Annotated in this window: 16 protein-coding genes and 1 pseudogene; 10 read left to right on the forward strand and 7 right to left on the reverse strand. The window is 71.9% G+C overall.

Annotated features, from left to right (window positions below; genetic code table 11):
• Positions 1-84: 84 nt before the first annotated feature.
• Positions 85-1,686: an alpha/beta hydrolase gene (locus IF37_RS0109685; protein ID WP_253915712.1), complete on the reverse strand. Its 1,602-nt coding sequence runs from the start codon at positions 1,684-1,686 to the stop codon at positions 85-87.
• Positions 1,683-2,888, reverse strand: coding sequence for a serine hydrolase (locus tag IF37_RS0109690; protein ID WP_030739328.1), 1,206 nt, complete (start codon positions 2,886-2,888; stop codon positions 1,683-1,685). The genes IF37_RS0109685 and IF37_RS0109690 overlap by 4 nt, the downstream gene beginning before the upstream one ends.
• A 284-nt stretch (positions 2,889-3,172) precedes the next feature.
• Between IF37_RS0109690 and uppS the strand changes: the two genes are divergently transcribed.
• Both uppS and IF37_RS0109700 read left to right on the forward strand, forming a co-directional pair.
• Complete coding sequence (gene uppS / locus IF37_RS0109695) at positions 3,173-3,970, forward strand: polyprenyl diphosphate synthase (RefSeq protein ID WP_301540315.1); 798 nt, start codon at positions 3,173-3,175, stop codon at positions 3,968-3,970.
• Positions 3,967-5,445: an oxygenase MpaB family protein gene (locus IF37_RS0109700; protein WP_030739335.1), complete on the forward strand. Its 1,479-nt coding sequence runs from the start codon at positions 3,967-3,969 to the stop codon at positions 5,443-5,445. The genes uppS and IF37_RS0109700 overlap by 4 nt, the downstream gene beginning before the upstream one ends.
• A 27-nt stretch (positions 5,446-5,472) precedes the next feature.
• Here the strand turns inward: IF37_RS0109700 and IF37_RS0109705 are convergent, their stop codons facing one another.
• Positions 5,473-6,345 carry an SGNH/GDSL hydrolase family protein gene (locus tag IF37_RS0109705; protein ID WP_030739338.1) on the reverse strand — a complete coding sequence of 291 codons (873 nt, stop codon included), beginning with the start codon at positions 6,343-6,345 and terminating at the stop codon, positions 5,473-5,475.
• A 349-nt stretch (positions 6,346-6,694) separates the two neighbouring features.
• Here IF37_RS0109705 and IF37_RS44840 point away from each other — a divergent pair, with 349 nt between their 5' ends.
• Positions 6,695-6,850 (forward strand): DUF6131 family protein, encoded by a 156-nt coding sequence (locus IF37_RS44840; protein WP_173456762.1) that lies wholly within the window; start codon positions 6,695-6,697, stop codon positions 6,848-6,850.
• Positions 6,851-7,250: 400 nt separating this feature from the next.
• Positions 7,251-12,356 carry a hypothetical protein gene (locus IF37_RS0109715; protein WP_216725835.1) on the forward strand — a complete coding sequence of 1,702 codons (5,106 nt, stop codon included), beginning with the start codon at positions 7,251-7,253 and terminating at the stop codon, positions 12,354-12,356.
• Positions 12,357-12,391: 35 nt separating this feature from the next.
• Here IF37_RS0109715 and IF37_RS45625 read toward each other — a convergent pair.
• Positions 12,392-12,469, reverse strand: a pseudogene (locus IF37_RS45625) (DNA mismatch repair protein MutT); the annotation flags it as partial.
• Between the two features lie 178 nt (positions 12,470-12,647).
• On the opposite strand from IF37_RS45625, the gene IF37_RS0109720 reads away from it, so the two are divergent.
• Positions 12,648-13,421 carry a polysaccharide deacetylase family protein gene (locus IF37_RS0109720; RefSeq protein ID WP_030739342.1) on the forward strand — a complete coding sequence of 258 codons (774 nt, stop codon included), beginning with the start codon at positions 12,648-12,650 and terminating at the stop codon, positions 13,419-13,421.
• Positions 13,422-13,425: 4 nt separating this feature from the next.
• On the opposite strand, the gene IF37_RS0109725 is transcribed toward IF37_RS0109720, so the two are convergent.
• Positions 13,426-14,307, reverse strand: coding sequence for a GNAT family N-acetyltransferase (locus tag IF37_RS0109725; protein WP_030739344.1), 882 nt, complete (start codon positions 14,305-14,307; stop codon positions 13,426-13,428).
• 208 nt (positions 14,308-14,515) lie between these two features.
• Between IF37_RS0109725 and IF37_RS0109730 the strand changes: the two genes are divergently transcribed.
• The 4 genes from IF37_RS0109730 (at position 14,516) to IF37_RS0109745 (ending at position 18,784) form a co-directional block, all read left to right on the forward strand.
• Positions 14,516-15,814 (forward strand): extracellular solute-binding protein, encoded by a 1,299-nt coding sequence (locus IF37_RS0109730; RefSeq protein ID WP_030739345.1) that lies wholly within the window; start codon positions 14,516-14,518, stop codon positions 15,812-15,814.
• Between the two features lie 5 nt (positions 15,815-15,819).
• Positions 15,820-16,839: a carbohydrate ABC transporter permease gene (locus tag IF37_RS0109735; RefSeq protein ID WP_079165644.1), complete on the forward strand. Its 1,020-nt coding sequence runs from the start codon at positions 15,820-15,822 to the stop codon at positions 16,837-16,839.
• Positions 16,836-17,681 (forward strand): carbohydrate ABC transporter permease, encoded by an 846-nt coding sequence (locus IF37_RS0109740; protein ID WP_030739349.1) that lies wholly within the window; start codon positions 16,836-16,838, stop codon positions 17,679-17,681. Before IF37_RS0109735 ends, IF37_RS0109740 begins: the two co-directional genes overlap by 4 nt.
• 92 nt (positions 17,682-17,773) lie before the next feature.
• On the forward strand, positions 17,774-18,784 hold the full coding sequence (locus IF37_RS0109745) for a phosphotransferase (RefSeq protein ID WP_030739351.1): 1,011 nt from the start codon (positions 17,774-17,776) through the stop codon (positions 18,782-18,784).
• Between the two features lie 11 nt (positions 18,785-18,795).
• On the opposite strand, the gene IF37_RS0109750 is transcribed toward IF37_RS0109745, so the two are convergent.
• A complete protein-coding gene (locus tag IF37_RS0109750) occupies positions 18,796-19,686 on the reverse strand; it encodes an SDR family oxidoreductase (protein WP_030739353.1) in 891 nt (296 codons plus the stop codon).
• Positions 19,687-19,766: 80 nt separating this feature from the next.
• Positions 19,767-19,949, reverse strand: a complete 183-nt coding sequence (locus tag IF37_RS0109755) for a hypothetical protein (protein ID WP_030739354.1) — start codon at positions 19,947-19,949, stop codon at positions 19,767-19,769.
• A gap of 393 nt (positions 19,950-20,342) precedes the next feature.
• Between IF37_RS0109755 and IF37_RS0109760 the strand changes: the two genes are divergently transcribed.
• Positions 20,343-20,744: a VOC family protein gene (locus tag IF37_RS0109760; RefSeq protein WP_030739357.1), complete on the forward strand. Its 402-nt coding sequence runs from the start codon at positions 20,343-20,345 to the stop codon at positions 20,742-20,744.
• Positions 20,745-20,749 lie beyond the last annotated feature (5 nt).

A 20,749-nucleotide genomic window follows, 5' to 3' on the forward strand; every position in this document is an offset into this window, starting at 1 on the left:
TCGCGGACGCGGTCGGTCACCGGCGGGTGCCGCACGCCGGGCGCCGGGCGAGGTGGCCCCCGCCCGGCCGGGTCCGCCTCCGGCTCAGGCGGCGGGCCGGGCACAGGTGACGTCCCCGGCCGGCAGGCGGCCGGTGGCGAGGTAGGCGTTGACCGTGCCGTCCACGCACGGGCTGCCGAAGACGCCGTAGAGCGCGTGCTGGTCGGCGTCGCGCTGGGTCACCAGCCGGGAGCCGGGCCAGCCGCGGTGCACCTCGCGGGCGCCCCGGTAGGTGGTGCGCGGGTCGCCGGTGGCGTTGACGAGCAGGGCCGGCCGGCCGGCGCGGACCGCCGTCGGGGGTTCGCGCGGCGGGTCCCAGAACGCGCACGGGTTGATGTCGTGGGTGACGGGAGCGAACAGCCGGTCCCCCGTCCCGGCGCGGCGCAGGTCACGCCAGTACGTCTCCGGATCGCGGGGCGCGGCCACGTCCGCGCACAGGATGGCCGTCTGCACACTGCCGTAGGCGGAATCGTGCCCGGTCAGCAGGAACCCCAGGACCCCGGCGAGTGCCGGGGACGGGGTGGTCTCCCGGCCGCCGACGGCACGGCGCAGGTCCCGTACGCCCTCGGCGAGTTCGCCGTAGGCCGTGGGGTTGTCCTGCGAGAGGCCGTTGAAGACGATGACGGGCAGTACGTGTTCGTCCACCCGGTACGCGCCCAGCCGCAGCGGGGTGCGGGCGGCGGCCGACCGGACCTCCCGGACGGCGGCCAGCACGGCGCCGCGGGTGCGGCCGAGCCCGTAGGCCGCGTCGTGCGCGGCGGCCCAGTCCGCCCAGTCGGCCAGGGCGTGCCGGTTGGCCCGCTCCGTGCCCCGCAGCAGCCGCGGACTGTAGTCGGCGGGGTTGATCACGCCGTCCAGGACGACCCGGTCGGTCCGGCCGGGGAACATCGTCGCGTACACCTGGCCGAGGTAGGTGCCGTAGGAGTAGCCCAGGTAGGAGATCCTCCGCTCGCCCAGCGCCGCGCGGATCACGTCCATGTCGCGTGCGGTGTTCCGGGTGCCGGCGTACGGCAGCAGGTCACCGGCGTGGGCGCGGCAGCGGCGGGCGAGGTCGGCGGCGAAGGCGGTCATCCGGTCGAAGCCGGCGCGGCCGGTGCCGGCGCCGCGGACCATGCTGCCGGTGGGCCACCGGCAGTCGAGCGGGGTGCTGCGGCCGACGAAGCGGGGATCGACGCCCACCACGTCGTAGCGCGCGGCCACCTCCTTCATGGCGGCGCGCACGAAGGGCGGGTCGCCGACCGTCTGTCCGCCGGGACCGCCGCTGTTGAGCAGCAGCGCGCCGACGCGGTGCGCGGTGTCGGTGCCCTTGATCCGGGAGATGGCGACGGTGATCGTACGGCCGTCCGGGCGGGAGTAGTCCAGCGGGACCGAGATGTCGGCGCAGCGGGCGCCGGCCCGGTCGAGTTCCCTGCCGGTGGCGTCGTCGGGGCCGAGCACACAGCTCTTCCAGTGCGGTCGCTGGTGGTGGAAGCGGGCGAGGGGGTCGGCCGCCGGACGGGCCACGGCAGGCGCGGGGGCGGCTTCGGGCGCGGGGGCGGCGCCCAGGGACAGCGCGCCCGCCAGACCCAGGGCGACGGCCGCCGCGGCCCGTGCGGCGGGGCGGCGCGGACGGCCGGGGCCGCCACGGGAGGTGGAGCCGGTCATCATGCGGAGGTCCTTTCGGCAGGGGCGCCCTCGCAGAGGGCCTTGTCGACGACGTCGAGGAAGTCCAGTTCGGCCGGGAGCGTGGCGGGCACCTCGGTCAGGGCCACGGCGACGCCCCGGCCGCCGGGTCCGACGGCGACCAGCGCGCGGTGTCCGCCGGGCACGGTCCCGGCGTGGCCGAACCACCGGCCGCCGCACGACAGCGGTGAGGAGATCAGGCCGAGCCCGTAGCGGGCGCCGGGCCACAGCCGGTCGGGGTCGGCGGCCACCGTCCGCCGCATCTCGGCCAGTTGCGGCGCGGGCAGCAGCCGGCCGCCGAACAGCGCGGCGGCGAACCGGGTCAGGTCGGCCGGGGTGGAGACCAGGGCGCCGCCGACCCCGCCGAAGCTCGTGTTCCAGGCGGTGCCGTCGACGCGGCGGCCGTCGGCCGCGGTGAAGTAGCTGTGCGAGTGCGGCCCGCGGACGCGGGGGTCGTCGCCCGGCCAGTAGGTGTCGCGCAGGCCCAGCGGCTCGATGATCCGGCGGGTGATCTCCGTCTCCGGGCCGTGCCCGGTGACCCGGCGGACGATCAGCCCGGCGACGAGGTAGTTCGTGGTCGCGTAGTGCCAGGCCCGCCGCGGGCGCGGCAGCCGCAGGGCGCGGGCGATGAGCCGGCGCGGCTCGAAGTGGCGGTAGCGGACCCGCTCGGGGTGCTCCCACTCGGGTGCCTCAAGGTAGTCGGGCAGCCCGCTGGTGTGCCGAAGGAGCTGTCGTACGGTGATCCGCCGGCCGTCGTACCCACCCGCGCGGATCAGGCCCGGCAGGTAGCGCTCGACGGGGGCGTCCAGGGACAGCCGCCGTTCGGCGGCGAGTCGCAGCACGACGGTCGCGGTGAAGGTCTTGGTGACGCTGCCGACGCGCAGCCGGTCGGTGGCGTTCATGGGGCGTCCGCTGCGCAGCTCGGCCACGCCGTCGGTCACCGTCCAGCGGGCGCAGGCGGCGCCCGGGGCGGGCCCGGTGCCCAGGACGGCGGCGCCGGCGATCCGGTCGTGTGCCACCAACCGGTGCACGGACCGGCTCACCGCCGGGTGCGGGCCGCACCCGCGCGGCGCCTTCGGGGAGGGGTGCGCGACGGCGGCCGGGGTGGCGGCGGTCAGCAGGCAGACCGCGGTCACGACGGCGAGACCGGTACGGCGAAGTACGGGAATCGGTAAGGAGATCGCCATGTGACCTCACGCTAGGCACCGCGCGGGGCGCGCTCATTCCGGCAGGCAGGCGATTCGGTACGGGGGCCGGCCCCAGGCGGCCACGGGGGCCAGCCCCCGGGCCGTCGGCGGTTTGAACGGCGCGCGGGCGGGTGAGCGGGCGCTCGCACAGCAGTGCCAAGGGTGAACCGCGGGCGTTGCCCCGTCCGCGGAACCGGGGACTGACACCCTGCTGGAGGACCCGGCCCGGCACCGACACGGCCGGGGGTGACGGAGGGTCCGCTCGGTGCCGCTGGGGAGCAGGCATGACGGTTGAGGAAGTCGGGGACGGATCCGCCGCGCCCTCCGGGCCGCCGCCGGGCCGCCCGAGGGACGGGGAGCGACGACGGGCGCCGCGCCACGTGGCCTGTGTGATGGACGGCAACGGCCGCTGGGCGGCCCGGCGTTCGTTGCCCCGTACGTCGGGGCACCGGGCGGCGGAGACGACGGTGATCGACGTCATCGAGGCGGCGCGGACGGCCGGCGTGGAGTGGCTGAGTCTGTACGCGTTCTCCACCGAGAACTGGCGACGGCCCGGCACCGAGGTCGACTTCCTGATGCGGCTGGTCCGCCGCGTGGTGCGCAAGCACGCCCCGCTGCTGCACGCGCGCGGCATCCGCTGCCGGTTCCTCGGTGTGGCCGATCCGCGCATCCCGCCGCCGCTGGCCCGGGACTTCGCCGACCTGATGACGCTGACCGGCCGGAACCGGGGCATGACGCTGACCGTGGCGTTCGACCACGGCGGGCGGGGGGACATCGTGGCGGCGGCCCGGTCGCTGATCCGCGCCGGGGTGCCGGCCGAGGCCGTGGACGAGCGGTGCTTCGCCGACCATCTGCCCTTCCCGGACACGCCCGACGTGGACCTCGTCATCCGGACCTCCGGGGAGCAGCGCATCTCCAACTTCATGCTCTGGCAGGTGGCCTACGCGGAGTGGATCTTCCCACCGGTCCTCTGGCCCGACTTCCGCGCACCGCACTTCCTGGAGTGCCTGCACACCTATCAGCAGCGTCAGCGCCGCTTCGGCGGCCTGGCGCCCGACGCGAACGGAGAACCACGTACGTGACCGACACAGGCGGCAAGGAGCCCGGGGACGCCGGCGGCGGTCCGGGGGCCGATCGGCTCTTCGGCCCGGACAGCCAGTTCAACGCCTTCTTCGACGACCCGCGCTGGGCACCCGCCATCGTCCGGGCGACGGTGCTGGAGGCCGCGCACCCGCAGATCGGCGCGGCCCTGATCGACAACTCCACGTTCGTGGCCCACCCGTGGCGGCGGCTGCGCAACACGGTCGTCAGCCTCCAGCGCATGTTCGGGCCCGACGACCAGGTCAGGCACAGGGAGGCGGCACGGCTGAACCGGCTGCACGCGCGGCTGAACGGCACCGACGCGCACGACCGGCCCTACGACGCGATGGACCCCGTGGTCCGTGCCTGGGTGGTGGCGACCCTCTTCGAGAGCGGTGTCACGATGTGCCGGCTCAGCGGGCAGCCCCTGGAACCGGCCGCCGTCGAGCGGCTGTACGCCGAGTTCCAGGCCTATCTCACCGCCCTGGACGGCGATGCCCGCCATCTGCCGCCCACGGTACGGGAGTTCTGGCCCTACTTCGACCGGGTGGTGGCGGAGGAACTGGAGAACACGGAGGCGATGCGGGTCATCCTCTACCGGCTCTTCGACCATCTGCCCGCGCCACCGCTGCTGCACGGGGTGCCCACCCTGTGGGCGGCCGGCCGCGCGCTCGCCGGACCGCTCCTCGGCGCGATCACCGTGGCCTCCCTTCCGGAGCCCTTCCGCAGGCGGGCGGGACTGCCCGAGCTGCCCGGCGCCCAGACCCTGATGCAGGGCGCCTACCTGGGCGCCGGCCTGGCACGCTTCCTCCCCGCGGGCTGGATCCGCACCGATGCCATCGCCGCCCTGCTCACCCTCTCCCCCGACGGCGACGACCCCCGGAGCCGCTCGATGGGCGCGCTGGTGGACCGGATGAAGCGCGCCGGTGCCCTGGTCCGGCTGATCACCCCCCTGCCGCCGGAGCCGGGTCCCGGCCGGGCGGCGGACGCCCGGCGCAGCGCGGAGGAGTTCTTCGCCGAGGTGCTGGACCAGACCGGGGACGGCTTCGTGGACTGGCCCGACCTCGCCGCCATGGCCCGGGAGCTCGCCGGCCGTCTCGACCTGGACGAACCGGCGGAGACCCGGCTCTACGACGCCTTCGCCGGCTGGTGGCGGGAGCTCCAGGCGGCGCTGGACACCGACGGCGACGGCCGCGTCAGCTGCCGGGAGTACGCCGAGGCCGTGCCGTCGCTCGCCGGGCCCGCGCTGATCAGGGTGGCCGAGGTGCTCTTCGACGTCACCGACGCCGACGGCGACGAACGTGTCGACGCGCACGAGTACCGGGCGCTGTTCCGCCGGGCCTTCCGACGGGACCCGGGCGGCACGGGCGGCACCGACGGCACGTACACGCGCACGGCGTTCGTGCGGGACTTCCTGGCCTTCATGGCGGGCCGGGCGCGCGCGACGCCCTATGACCCGCTGTTCGCCGACGCGTGACCGCGGGCCGGGCGGGGCCGCGGCCGGTCAGCCGAGGCCGAGGGCGCCGAGGGCGTGTTCGGCCATGCGCCGCTCGCCGAGGGCGTTGGGGTGGACCGGGACGACGTTCTGCCCGAACAGCAACGGCTCGATCCACCGGGTGCCGGCCGCCTGGCACGCGTCGTGTCCGGTGGAGGCCGCGGCGAGGTCGACGTAGGAGGCCCCGGTCTCCTCGGCGGCACGCCGGACCACGGCGTTGAGGTGGGCCTGCAAGGAGTGCAGGTAGGGCACGTCGCCCGAGGCGATGGGCAGACGGGCGAAGCAGGACGGGTCGGCCGTCGCGGGCGTGATCCACGGGTAGCCCAGCACGGCCACCCGGGCCCGGGGCGCCTTGGCGCGGACGCCGCTGAGCGCGGTCTTCAGCGCGGGGTAGGTGGAGGCGTCGATCTGGTCGTCGAAGGACGTGCCGTACTTGTCCGCGCACGGGCTGCCCTTGCCGCCGCTGAGCACGCCCGCGGTGCCGCAGGCGAGCACGGCGTTGATGAAGGTGCCGTTGTCGTTGCCGCCGATCGTCAGGGTCACCAGGTCGGTGTCCGCGGTGACCGCGTCGGCCTGCGGGGCGACGCCGGGGTACTGCGACTCGGTGAAGTCCTTGGTCTGGGCGGCGCCGCAGGTCACGTCCGTCAGCCGCGCGCCGGTCCGGGCGGCGATGACGTGGGGGTAGTTCGCGGTGGAGCGCAGACAGAGCGGACTGCCGAGGTCGACGGGGAGGATACCGGAGGCGGCGCTGTAACTGTCGCCCAGGGCGGCGTAGTTCAGCGGTTCGGTGGCCTGGGCGGGGCCGGCGGTCAGACCGAGGGCCAGCGCGCCGACGGCCGCGGCGGTCGCGGCGAGGGCCCGGCGCAGGGCGGGCATGGGCATGACTCTCCCCTCTCGGGAGCACGGGACGGGACACGGGGACGTGCGGGCATGGCGGTGCCGCGGAAGTGCCGGAGCGGGGTGACGCGGCGGCTCGGACGAGCGGAGAACGTACGACGGATGAGCGAAGAGCGTGCGGAAGACGTACCACGGACGTGCGGCGGACCTGCGGAAGACCTGGCCGGCCACAGGATTACCGCGGGGTTCTACCGATAGGTAATGTGCGGCTGCCGATACGGCGAGTCAACATCGCGGACCGGACTCCGGGAAAATTCTTGCCTCCCGGCTGCGATTTCCGGCGCATCGGGGGAACCCGGAGGACAGGAGCACCACTACCGGCTGGAGGCACGTCATGATCGCCCTCGGCGTCATCCTGCTCATCATCGGCTTTCTCACGGGCATCTCGATCCTGTGGACCATCGGCGTGATCCTGCTGGTGGTGGGAGCCATCCTGTGGATCATGGGGTCCATGGGCCACGCGGTCGCCGGCCGTCGCCATTATTGGTAGCTCTGCCGGGACCTGAACCACGACAAGTGCCCCTCCCGTACCGCCCGTCCGGGCGGTACGGGAGGGGCCGGTGCGCGCGGGCCCGGCGCCCGCTTCGGCAGGGCCGCGGGCGCGGTCAGGCGCAGGCGCCACCGGGCCGGGCCCGGGTCACGTCGGAGACGCCGAGCGCGTCGGGACCGGTCTCCGGGCCTGAGGCCGGTGGCCCCCGAACCGTCGGGACCGGCCCGCCGCAGCATGGTGGTGCCGTTCCGGCCGACGGCGTCGAGCAGCCAGGTGTCCTGCGGACTGGGTGCGGGCTGAGCAGGTATTGACCCGGTATCGGCATATCGCTGCACGGTTGACGACGCACCGCTACGGTGAGCCGTGCGGCCACCGATAGGACGACGCCACCGAGGAATACATGAACGAGTCCGTTGCCCCGGATGCTGCTGTTCGGTCCGAGGGCGAGACGGCGTCTGGACCCGTTGCCGCTCCCCAGGATGCGACCGACGGAGGCGCCACCGCAGCAGCCGGTGAAAATGGGCGGGGGTCCAGCACCTACGCGACGGGCGGCGGCGGCGTCTCGTTCGCGCATCGCGTCGCGGCTGTCTATCTCGCCGGCATGCTGACCGGCGCACGACGGGCGGAGGCATCTGAGCTGCCGGTCCGGACGGTGTCGTTCCAAACCGGCCCGGCGCATCCGGTGGATGACCTTCTCGTCGAGTGTGGCGACGAGTCAGGCGAGGTCAGCCTTGCCGTGGCATGCCGCGCAACGCCGGACTTCGTCCCGAGCCATGACGAGACGGTGAAGCTCGTCGGGTCGTTGCTCTCCGAAGTCGAGAAGTTCGACACGGACACGCACCAGGTCGCCGTCGCGACCGCCGGCCGGGCCAATCAGTGGGACAACCTCGCAAAGCTCTGCGACATCGCGCGGGCCCATGCCGACCCGGAGTCGTTCCAAGCGTCCATGGACGTCGATCGCCGATGGTCGAAGCCGGTGCGTGAGCGGCAGAAGCATTTCCTGAAGGTGGTCGAGAAGGCCGTCGAAGACGGCACATCACCGAAAGAGGTCCTACGGCTGGCGTGGCGGCTGCTTGGCCGTCTGCACATCCTCGGTTTCGCGGTACAGAGCCCGGACGAAGGTGACCGCGCGGCGGTCGCAGCGTCGTTGGGCAGCGTGGCCTCAGCTGTCACCGACGGAGTGGCGGTCCGCAACCTGCTCGAGGTCGAGGCGACCCGCTATGACGCGACGGGCGCCGTGGTGGACCTCAAGGTGCTGCGCCGTGACATTCACATGGTCTTGGACTCGGCCGCGACTCGAAGCCGGCAGGCGTGGTCGGTGCTCGCCGAACAACGCAAGCTGGCTGTTGCCCGTGTGCGGACCACCATCGGTGATGAGTCGTCCGGCGGGCCGGTCGAGATCTCGTTCACCGACCGCCGCGAGCAACTCGCCGGGGTCCTGAGCGAGGCAGGCACTCGTGTCTCGGCTCTGCTGGTATCCGGTGAGTCGGGCATCGGCAAGAGCGCGCTGACGCTGTCGGCTGTCGCGGAGTTGGAAGCCACGGACCCCACCGGGTTCCAGGGCGTGGTGGTGAACTTCCGCGGCCTGCCGCAGTCGAGCTTGGAACTGCGGACTGCGCTCGGGATGTCACTGGAGGATGTACTCGCGGAGATGTCGGCACCGTCTCGAGTCCTGGTCATCGACGCGGCCGACGCTGCTCTGGAGCGGTCTGCCGGCCTGTTGACCGACCTGGTGCTGGCAGCGGCCGCGGCGGGTGTCGGACTCGTTGTGGTGACCTCTGACGTGGCACGGGCTTTCGTTCGGGAACAGGTGGAGCTGGGGTTCGCGAAGTACATTTCGTCCTTCGAGATGCGGCCCTTGGGCGATGAGGACATCTCCGTCGTCTCGGACCGCTTTCCGCTTCTGCGCACGGTCCTGCGAGATCTGCCCGCGAACTCGCTGCTGAGAAGGCCCGTCGTACTGGACCTTTTGGCTCGGACCGGGGCAGAGCCGGAAAGCTCACTGGGTGAGTGGGAATGCCTTGATCTGGTGTGGAGCCGGATTGTTCGCGGTGACGGGCGGCCCGGTGTCGGATCGGCGGAGGCACGCGAACAGACATTGCTCGCAGTAGCCGCAGAGACCATGAAGCTGCCGGAGGGCCGTCGACCCGGCGCGGGCGTCGATGCCGCGGCGGTCGACGCGCTGCGTCGGGACCATCTGCTCGCACCACCGAGCCGGTATCGGCGTCATCCGGAATTCGCACATGACGAAGTCCGGCGGTACGCAACCGCCATCCTTCTCATCCGCGGTCAGAGCCCCACCGAGTTGCTGCGGTCAGCGGGAGCGCCTCGGTGGGCGCTGTCGGCCGCCATTCTCGCGTGCGAGGGACTGCTGAAGGCACCGGACGCTCGGCCCGTCCGGAGGTTCATCGAGCTGACCTCGCAGTTCGAGGTGTTCGCGGCAGCACGCGGACCCCGCTGGGCTGATGTTCCGGTGGAGGCGGTACTGGAGACACCGTTCGGGTACAAGTGCCTGAAGTCAGCGTGTACGGACCAGTCGGTCGGCCTGGTGCTCGGCGACGTAGTTCGAGTTGTTCGGCAGCGGCACAAGGTCAACGGGTTGGTCGACCATCTGGTCACGAGCCCCGTTGTGCAGCTCCTCCTCGATGACAAAGAGCCGTGGGGCGTGTCGAAGGAGTCGTTCGGACTGCTCGCGGACTGGCTGCAAGCACTGTCCCTGGCGGACGTTCCGGCCGGCAACGAACTACGCATCAGGCTCCGGGACCGTCTCCTTTCCTACTGGAACTCATACCCGCGACGCGGATCCGGCGGGGAGACACCGCCTGTGTGGATGCCGCAGCGTCGGCGACGCCGACGCGAGCTGGATCACCACCTGACGAAGGAAGAGTTCGTCGAAACGTTGGCCCTGCTCGGTCCGGACATCGATGATGCCGTCGAAGCGTGCCTTCGGGCTGTCGCGGACGACGCGCCGGCATATTTGGCTCCGGCCGCGGACTCGCCACTGAGCGCCCGAGCCCTGGCCCAGAAGAACCCGGAACTACTGGCGACGTTGATGACGGCCTACTACGTCGACGACGAGCCGAGCCGGTACCGAGCCGAAGGTGTCCGGGGACATCAGGGCCGGTGGACAGGTTTCGGACCACCGTTCTTCCAGTACTATTTCGGTGGATTCTGGCAGCTGTTCCGGACAGCGCCGTTGCCGACATCGGTGCGGGTGCTGAACGACATCCTGAACAGCGGTGCGCGGGCGCGCGTAGCGACACTGTCGCGGCTTGGTTCGCCTGACGCGTTCGCCGGGACCGTCCACGCCCGGAACGAGAGCGTCGATGGCGCTCCACAGAGCGAAGAAGGTGAAGACCGCGGCGCGGTCCTGAACCTTGACGGCACCCCCCGCCTGTACGTCGGCGACAGTCATGTGTGGAGCTGGTACCGGGGCACGTCAGTCGGCCCGTACTCGGCCATGAGCGCACTCCAGGCGATGGAGCGCCTTGCCGACGCGTGGTTGAGCCACGGTGTGCCACCGAGGGTGCTCGTCGAGGCTCTCTTGAACGGCTGCGAGAACCTGGCGATGCCGGGAATGCTGTTCGGCCTGCTGGTGCGCCACATTGAGGAAGTCGGCAACGAGCTCGACCCCTTCCTCGCCGAACCTGTCGTATGGGAGTTGGAGTTCCGACGCAGGACGGGCGAGTACGTAGGGCTGCGCGCAGCGACCGAAGGGCTCACACACCTGGAGCGTCGCCAGTGGACGCCGCGCGAGGTGGCCATGTGGCTGATGATGCACGGAGGGAAGGAGCGTGCCCAGGCGCTGAAGAAGGTCGCCGACAAGCTTGTCGAGAACGGCGAACGGCTGAGCGTCAGCCACGAGAGTACGAGGAACTGGGCCGCCAGCCTTGACCCGGAGCAATATCGAGTCAGGCGGCTTGGGGACGAGGTTTACATCGAGGTCGAACCACCGTTTGAGTTGCAAGCCGCGCAAGAAGCGCGTGCGGCTCACCAGGAGGTCGTGCAGACCAGCCTGCGCCTCCAGAATCGGTACTGGGCGTCGGCCAAGCATGACACCGAGTACAGGCCACCCTCGTCGGAGGAGATCGCTGCCGACCTGGCGGCAGGACGTGCCCTGGTCGAAGCCGATGAGGACCTGATGCCGAACCGGCCTGTAGACGTTGTTGCCCACGTCGTCCGAGCGGCCGTCGAACGAGCCTGCGCCGGTGATGTGGAGGCCCTGGGCTGCGAAGCGCGGTTCGCGACTGAGCTCGTCCTCGGCATCGCATCGTCGTTCCAGGACGCCGAGGATCGCAGTCACGAGGACCAGTACTTCGACCTCGGTGCCGATCGAGCCGTGGCTCAAGCCCTCCCAGCGTTCCTCACACCCGCACTGGCCGCACCGCTGGAGGGGGCCGGTGGCTCGACCGACGATGTCGCGCAGGCTGGTCTTTCGATGGCGGCCAAGGCGTCCTGGGAGACTCGGCTGTACCTGGCGCGTGGAAGCGATGTCGTCTGGAGGTCTCCATGCCGCTTCGATCCTTGCATCCACCTGACCGCGTTGAACTGGTTGCTTGAGACCGCCCGTGGCGCAGAGATCGGTCCGTGGGATCGGGCAGGACAGCGACGGCTGCGTGTCCGGATTGGCGGCGACGTCACCGAACGGCTTCAGGAACTGCCTGGTGACTCCGTTGACATCGCGGTTCTGGACGCGGCCATTCGCGGACTCGGGGTGGCGGCCTCGACGGACCACTGTCGCACTGACGACGCAGCCGCGCTCCTCGCCGCGTTTCTCGACGTCGAGCGACGCGCCATGGTTGCCCAGCAGAAGGCGGGTTGGACCGCGGACGACCGAGGGATGCACACCCTCGTTGCCGCACGGGCGCTGCTCGAAGGCTTCGCGAAGAACGGTGACGCCGGACCAGTGCTCGAGCACCTCGACGTCTTGCGCGTGGAAGCAGGACTGATGGCGAATTTCCTCCACGGCCTTGCCGCAGTAGGCGCAGAGAACGAACGCCTGGCTGAAGCTGCCCGAGGTGTCTGGCCGTTGTTGCTGCGCCATGCCATTGGCTACCTGAGTGACGGCTCGTCGAGCCCCTACCGTGACCGTCATTGGGGCGACTGGGCTGCCGCTTCCTTGCTGCCGGACCCTCTTCCATGGACGCAGGACCTGTACAACGAGATCGTCGGTGTACCCGTCGACTGGGTCCGCGCCGAGGACCTCGTCGAGTTGATCGACGACTGGCTGCCGACCGCTCGTGGGACGGCCAAGTCGGTCGACGCGCTCATCGGGATCCTGCGGAAGCTCCCGGAGGAACTCCAGGCTACCCGTGGCGTGTACTGGGTTTCCGACCTCTGCGTTCAAGACGGACGTGTCACGGTCAAGCAGTCGTGGCTCTCGGACAGCTGGCTCAAGGAGATTCGCGGGACGGCCGAGGAAATCGGTGAATTGGACGAGTGGCAGATGCTTGTCGACTCCCTGGTCGTCGCCGGGAATGAGGGGCTGGCGCCGCACAGCAGGTGATTCCCCAGGGACCGGTCAGACCTCTCGTGAGACGCGATGTGGGCGGCCTTGGGAGACTCGGGCTTCACGGTGAGGCCCGTCTCCTCGTAGAGCTCGCGGACTGCGGTTTCCGTTGTGCCGGGGTCTCGGTGCCGCCGGGTGCCCGGCGCGTGTTCCGGCCCGGCGGCGGGTCAACTGTCCCGGTAGGGACTCGGAATTGTCCGTGATCCGTAACAGGCGGATCCCGCGCGTGCCCGCCGCCGTCCTGCCAGGTGCAACGGAGTACACCGACACACCAGGGGCGGGACGGACATGGCGCGGCATGGCGGGCGAGGATGGTACGGCCGGATGGTCGCGGCGGCGGTGGGGGTCACCGCGGTGGCGGCGGCCACCTCGGTGTGGACCGCGCAGGCCGGCCAGAGCGGCGGCGGACCGGCCGCGCCGGGCGGCTCCGCCCGGCCCGGCGCGTCACAGGCGGCGCCCGTGTCCGAGACCATCGTGCACGCCTCCGACCGGGGCGCGCACGCGGTCAACATCACCATCGACGACGGCCCGGACCCGGTGTGGACGCCGCAGGTGCTCCGACTCCTGCGGGACAACGGCGTGAAGGCGACGTTCTGCATGGTCGGCCCGCAGGCGCAGGCGCACCCGGATCTGGTCAGGCAGGTGGTGGCCGCCGGGCACCGGCTGTGCGACCACACGGTGACGCACGACACCACCATGGACAAGAAGTCCGAGGCCTACCAGTCGCAGCAGATCCTCGACGCGGAACGGCAGATCACCAAGGCGTCCGGGGGCGTGCGGCCGCTGTACTACCGGGCACCGGGCGGTGCGTTCACGCCGTACAGCCGGAAGCTGGCGGCCTCGCACGGGATGCGGCCGCTGGGCTGGAACGTCGATTCGAAAGACTTCGAGCGGCCGGGCAGCGACGCCATCATCGCCACCGTGAAGAGCCAGTTGGCCAACGGTCCCACCCTCCTCTTCCACGACGCGGGCGGCGACCGCTCCCAGACGGTGGAAGCGCTGCGCACCCTGCTGCCCTGGCTGAAGCAGCAGGGGTACTCCTTCGGCTTCCCGGTACGCTGAGGGGTCAGGCGGTTCGCGGTGCCGCGTGCCCGAGGTCGTACGCGGTGAACTCGGTGACCGGGAGGAACCCGATGCGCCGGTAGAGGGCGTTACTGGTGGGGTTGGTGACGTCCGCGAACAGCACGACGTCCATGGCGCCCGCGGCCAGCGCGGCCCGGCACACCTCGACGGTCACGGCGCCCGCGTAGCCGCGTCCGCGCAGGTGGGGCGGGGTGTAGACGGGGGCCACCCGAACCTGTCCGGCGACCATCGGGGTGACGCCCGCCATGGCGGCCGGGGTGCCGTCCGGGGTTTCCCAGAAGGTGAAGTCCCGCGTGGCGAACGGGGTTTCGGGCCATGAGCGGGCGTCAGCGGGGAAGGTCTCCCCGACGGCCGCGGCGAACTCCCTGCACCAGAGCATCAGTTGCCCGTGGTCCCGCGCGTCCGCCGTACGGCCCCGGCCCGCCGGCGGCGGGTCCGGCGGGACGGGCGTGCCGAGGCGGTACAGGCGCGTCCGCTCCCCGCGGGGCGACGGCGTCGCGCCCGTGTGCCGCCGCCAGGCGTCCGCGAACGCCGTGGCGGTGCCGTGCTCGGCCCGGACGCCGGGGACGGTGTGCCCGAGGGCGGCGAGACGGGCGGCGAGGGCGTCCGCCTCCTCGGGGGTGAGGGGCGTGAGGTTCAGCGGGCCGGGCGGTCTGCGGCACAGGACGGCACGGACCTCGCCCGACCGCTCCAGATGACCGAGGAGGGGAGCCCCGGCGCCGTGCGCGCCGGGGCCGCGGGTGCGCAGTGCCTCGGTCGCCGTCAGCACCGTGGTGTGCGGGACCGGGCGCGAGCGCAGGAAGTCCCCGGCACGGGCGAGGAATCGGTCGAGGTCTTCGGTGAGATGCCAGCCGTCCGAGCGCATACCGCATCCTCTCCCGCCCGGCCCGGGCACGGCATCCGCTTTTGATCACCCCTTTGTACCGCTCCCGCGTTGCACCGCGTGCGTCCGCCGGTCACAGAGTGGTTGAGACCTCTTGTGGGCGTGTTCACACAGCCTCTAGCCTCCGAGGCGTTGTGCACAGCGAAACCATCATTGCGCACCTTGCAACGCCTCGTCGGAGGAGCACTGCATGAAGCTGTCCGTCCGTTTTGTTGGGTTCACCGCGCTCGCCGTCGCCCTGGCCGGCGCCTGCGCGCCCCAGACCTCCGGCACGTCCTCCTCCGGCAAGGACGACAAGACCGGCACCCTGCGGGTCTGGCTCTTCCAGGAGGTGGACAACCAGCCCAAGCAGCGGGTCGTCGACACGGTCGTCAGCGCCTTCGAGAAGGCGCACCAGGGCACCGACGTCAGCGTCGAGTACATCCCGGTGGAGACCCGCGCCCAGCGCATCAAGGCCGCCTTCAACGACCCGAAGTCCGCGCCCGACGTCATCGAGTACGGCAACACGGACACCGCCGGCTACGTGAAGGACGGCGGACTCGCCGACGTCACCCGGGACTTCGCCACCTGGAGCGAGGCGAAGGACACCGACCCGACCGCCCGGCAGTCGGTCACCGTGGACGGCAAGGTCTACGGTGCGCCGTACTTCGTCGGCATCCGCGCGCTGTACTACCGCACCGACGTCTTCCGTGAACTCGGCCTCGCCGTACCGAAGTCGCAGGCCGAGCTGGTCTCCACCGCCAAGCGCGTCCACGCGGCCAGGCCCGACCTGTACGGCCTCGCCGTCGGGGGCGCCTACACCTACGGGGCGATGCCCTTCCTGTGGGCCAACGGCGGCGACCTGGCCACCGGCAAGGGCGGTTCGTACGCCTCCGCCGTCGACGGCCCCGCCGCCCGCAAGGGCATCAGCGCGTACACCTCCCTCTTCGGCGACGACAACTGTCCGGCCGCCAAGTGCGCGGGCATGAACGGCAACGACACGGTGACCGCCTTCGCGGCCGGCAAGGCGGCCATGGCCATCGGCGGCAACTTCAGCCGCGCCGCGGTGGACACGGGGAAGGCCAAGGGCAAGTACGCGGTGGTCCCGCTGCCGGGGGTCGAGGCCGGATCGATCGCGCCGGCCTTCGCGGGCGGCAACAACATCGGCGTCCTGAAGAGCACCTCGCACCGCACGCTCGCCGTCGACCTGATGAAGCGGCTCGCCTCCAAGGAGACGCAGGGACGGCTCTTCGAGGCCATGGGCTTCCTGCCGACCTTCACGGACGTACGGGACCGGGCCGCCGCCGAGGAGCCGTTCGCGAAGCCGTTCGTCGACACGCTCGCCGCCGGAACGAGGTTCGTACCGGTCTCGCCCGCCTGGTCCCAGATCGACTCCTCGCTGGTGCTGCCGACCATGTTCCAGCAGATCGCCAGCGGCAAGAAGGACGTGGCGGGCGCCTCCGCGGAAGCGGCAAAGAAGATGAACGACGCGTTCGGGTCCGCGGGGTGACCCGGATGTCGGACGCGGCGCCCGCCCCCCGGGCGGACGGACCGGTGGCCGTCGCCGGGCACCCCGGGGCGGGACCGGCCGGAGCCGACCCGCGGAAGACGGCCCGGCGCACCGCACCCCCGCCCGGGGCACCCCGCAGGGGACCTGGCCGGCACGGCGGCTGGACCCCCTGGCTCTACCTCGCTCCCGCACTGGTCGTCCTCGGCGGACTGCTGGTCTACCCCGTCTACCAGCTGGGTCTGATCTCGTTCCTCCAGTACACGCAGGCCCAGGTGAGCGGCGGGGAACCGACCGGCTTCCGGGGCCTGGACAACTACCGTGAGCTGTTCGCCGACGACCAGTTCTGGCAGGTGCTGCTGGCGACGGTCGGCTTCGCGGCGGCCTGTGTGGCCGCCACGCTGGCGGTGGGCTGCGCGCTCGCCGTCCTGCTCACCCGGGTGCGCGCCCTGCCGCGGCTCGCCCTCATGCTGGCCGCGCTGGGCGCGTGGGCGACACCGACGATCACCGGCTCGACGGTCTGGCTGTTCCTCTTCGACCCCGACTTCGGCCCGGTCGACCGGCTGCTGGGGCTCGGCGACTTCTCCTGGACGTACGGCCGGTACAGCGGGTTCCTGCTGGTCCTGCTCGAAGTGGTGTGGTGCTCCTTCCCGTTCGTGATGGTCACCGTCTACGCCGGTATCCGCGCCGTGCCGAGCGAGGTGCTGGAGGCCGCCGCGCTGGACGGCGCCTCCCAGTGGCGGATCTGGCGCTCGGTGCTGACGCCGATGCTGCGCCCGATCCTGGTCATCGTCACCGTCCAGTCGGTGATCTGGGACTTCAAGGTCTTCACCCAGATCTACGTGATGACGGGCGGGGGCGGCATCGCCGGCCAGAACCTGGTCCTGAACGTCTACGCCTACCAGAAGGCGTTCGCGTCCTCGCAGTACAGCCTCGGCTCGGCGATCGGCGTCGTGATGCTGCTGATGCTGCTGGCCGTCACGCTCGGCTACCTGCGGCTGCTGCGACGCCAGGGGGAGGAACTGTGACTTCCGTACGTGCTCTGCTACGGCGCCCCTGGCGGCTGGCCGCCGAGGTGACCGCGCTGCTGGTCGCCGCCGTCGTCGCCTTCCCCCTCTACTGGATGCTGCTCAGCGCCGTCAGACCGGCCGGGGAGATCGAGTCCACCGAGCCACGGCCCTGGACGTCGTCCCCCTCGCTGGACTCCTTCCGGCGCGTACTCCAACAGCACGAGTTCGGACGGTACTTCGTCAACAGCCTGGTCGTGGCGGTGAGCGTGGTGATCGTCTCCGGGCTGATCGCCTTCCTCGCCGCGACGGCGGTGACCCGCTTCCGGTTCCGCTTCCGGACCACCCTGCTGATCATGTTCCTGGTGGCCCAGATGGTGCCGGTGGAGGCGCTCACCATCCCCCTGTTCTTCCAGATGCGGGACCTGGGGCTGCTGAACACGCTGGGCTCGCTGGTCCTGCCGCACATCGCCTTCTCGCTGCCGTTCGCGGTCTGGATGCTGCGGGGGTTCGTCAAGGCCGTGCCGGAGTCTTTGGAGGAGGCCGCGTACCTCGACGGGGCGAGCCGCGCGCGGTTCCTGTGGCGGATCCTGCTCCCGCTCGTCCTGCCGGGCCTGGTGGCCACGAGCGTGTTCTCCTTCATCTCCGCCTGGAACGACTTCCTGTTCGCCAAGTCGTTCATCATCAGCGACACCTCGCAGTCGACCCTGCCGATGGCCCTGCTGGTGTTCTACAAGCCCGACGAGCCCGACTGGGGCGGGGTCATGGCGGCGTCCACCGCGATGACGATCCCGGTCCTGGTGTTCTTCGTGCTGGTCCAGCGGCGGCTGGTCTCCGGACTGGGCGGAGCGGTGAAGGACTGACCTCCGGCCCCGGTCACCGAGGCGGGCGGTGCCGTGGGCGCGCGTGGGAAAATCGCTGGCCGGTCCGCCGGCCGCGCTGCTGGGATGGGGGGATGCGAGACGACGGCGCGGCGGTCGTGGACCGGGGGCGGTATCCGGACGCGGTGACCCCGTGGGAGCGGGAGTCATGGCGGGCCGCGGCCCTGGACTGGGTCGGCGGCCTGCTCGCCGCGCGCGGCCTCGTCGTGGACGGCGCCCCGTGGGTGCGGCTGCGTCCGTGGTCGGTGCTGATGCGGGTGCCCCTCGCGGGGCGGGCGCCCGTCTGGTTCAAGGCGAGTCCGCCGTCCGGCGCGTTCGAGGGTCCGCTGACCGCCGCCCTGGCCCGCTGGGTGCCGGGGCAGGTGCTGTGTCCGCTGGCCGTCGACGCCGGACGCGGCTGGATGCTGCTGCCCGACGGGGGCGAGTCGTTCCGGACCGTGCTCGACCGGGAGCCGGTCGGGCCGCGCGAGTGGGAGGCGCTGCTGCGCCAGTACGCGGGCCTGCAGTACGACCTGGTCCCGCACGCGGACGAGATCGAGCGCCTCGGGGTGCCGGCCGCCCGGACCGCCGATCTGCCCGAGGTGTTCGAGGGGCTGGTCGCCGTCAACCGCGCGCTCGGCCCGGACGAGCGCGCCCGGCTGGAGGGCCTGCGGCCCCGGCTCGCGGACTGGTGTGCCGAACTCGCCGCCGTCGGCGTCCCGGACACGCTCGACCACGCCGATCTGCACGACGGCCAGCTGTTCCGGCCGGCGCCGGGCCGGTTCACCTTCTTCGACTGGGGCGACGCCGCCGTCTCCCATCCGTTCGCCGGTCTGCGGGTCACCGCCGAGCGGGCCCGCGACCGCTACGGCCCGCGGGTGCTGCCCCGGCTGCTCGACGCGTATCTGGAGCCCTGGACGGGGACCGGCCGCACGTCGGCGGAGCTGCGGCGCGCGGCGGACCTCGCCTGGCGGCTGAGTTCGCTCGGGCGGGCCGCCGCCTGGGGCCGGATGTTCCCCGACGCGTCCGGCGCCCGGCCGGGCGCCGTGGAGGGCGCCCGGTCGCTGCTGGAACTGCTGGCCGAGCCGCCGCGCGCGGCCGGCTGAACGGCCGACGGTCAGGGCAGGGGGGTGCCGCCGGTCACGTTGAGGATCTCGGCGGTGACGAAACTCGCCTCGGGCGAGGCCAGGTAGACGTAGGCGGGGGCCAGCTCGGCGGGCTGGGCCGGACGGCCGAGCGGGCTCTGCTTGCCGAACTCCGCCGTGTCGGGGAGGGTCGAGGGGATGAGCGGGGTCCACACCGGCCCCGGCGCCACCGCGTTGACCCGGACACCGCGCTCGGCGAGCATCTGGGCCAGGCCCTGGGTGAAGGTGACGATCGCGCCCTTGGTCATGGCGTAGTCCAGCAGGTGCGGGCTGGGCTGGTACGCCTGCACCGACGTGGTGTTGATGACGCAGCCGCCGGCCGGGATGTGCGGCAGCGCGTTCTTGGTCAGCCAGAACATGCCGTACAGGTTCGTCCGCATCACCCGGTCGAACTGCTCGGTGCTGATCGCCTCGATGCCGTCCGGCTGGGACATCTGGTAGGCGGCGTTGTTGACGAGGACGTCGATGCGGCCGAACTCGTCGACCGCGCGCTCGATCAGCGCGCGGCACTCGCCCTCCTCCCTGATGTCGCAGGAGACGGCGACCGCCTTTCGGCCCGCTTCCTCGACCAGGCGGGAGGTCTCGCGGGCCTCGTCCTCCTCCTCGGCGAGGTGGGTGAAGAGCACGTCGGCGCCCTCGCGGGCGAAGGCGAGCGCCACCGCCCGTCCGATGCCGGAGTCCCCTCCCGTGATCACGGTCTTGCGGCCGTCGAGCCGGCCGGTGCCGCGGTAGGACTCCTCGCCGTGGTCGGGCGGCGGGTCCATCGGGCCGGTCCAGCCCGGATGCGGCTGGTCCTGGGAGGGGAAGTCGGGGCGGGGGTGCTGGGTGACCGGGTTGGGCCGGTCTCCTTGCCGGTCCGTCACGGTGGCCTCCTGCGTCTGGAAGGGAAGCGGACAGCCGACCGGGTTCCCGCCGAGCGCCGGGCGAAAAGCGTCCGCGCCGGTCAGACCGTGGACGCGTCCCGACCGGTGGCGCGCAGCCGGTCCCTGCGGGCGAGGTTGTAGAGCCGCAGCAGGTGCTTGGCCACGGCGCAGGGCGCGGCGTCGGCGTGGCACTGGCGGCACGTCCGCAGGTGCTGCTCGTGGGTGAGGCGCGCGTCTTCCAACGCGTCGTTGACAGAAGACATGGACATCTCCGGGCCGGGCGCGGTCGGGAACGGCGCCGAGTCGACTGACTGGTACAACCGGAGCAAGGTGATCATGTTACTGGCGGTACTGGGAAACTCGTACTGCCGACGCCTCCGTGGCCGCGCCCCGGCGCCCGGCGTCCGCCCCCCGCGCACCCCGCCACCGGCCTGTCCCCGCCCGGCGGCCCGGCCGTGCCGGCCGTCGGCCCCGCACCCGCGCGGGGCGGCCAACTCGTCTGTGTACCCGAGGGTTTGACGGTGACGGGCGGACGCGTGCCCACCGGCAGCCGTCGGCGCCGAGCGGTTAGGATCGGTGTACGGCATCGCGTGCCGGTCACCGGCCGGGTGAGGCATGGAGGTGCCCGTGAGATTGCCCTCGGAGGCATTCCACCCATGTCAGTCGAGTTGAACCACACCATCGTGCACGCCCGGGACAACCGGGAGTCCGCCGAGTTCCTGGCCCGTGTCCTGGGCCTGGCGGCCGGCCCCGAGTGGGGGCCGTTCGTCCCCCTCGCCACGGCCAACGGCGTCACCCTGGACTTCGCCACGATCCCGGCGGAGTCGATCGTCGCGCAGCACTACGCCTTCCTCGTCTCCGACGAGGAGTTCGACGCGGCCTTCGCCCGCATCCGGCAGGCCGGGATCACCTACTGGGCCGACCCGCACGGCGAGCAGCCGGGCGAGATCAACCACCACCACGGCGGCCGGGGCCTGTACTTCAAGGACCCGGCCGGACACGGCATGGAGATCATCACCCGCCCGTACGGCAGCCACCCGGGGCCGGCCGGGTCCTGACGGAG

The organism is Streptomyces sp. NRRL S-31, assembly GCF_000718775.1.
Taxonomy (GTDB): Bacteria; Actinomycetota; Actinomycetes; order Streptomycetales; family Streptomycetaceae; genus Streptomyces.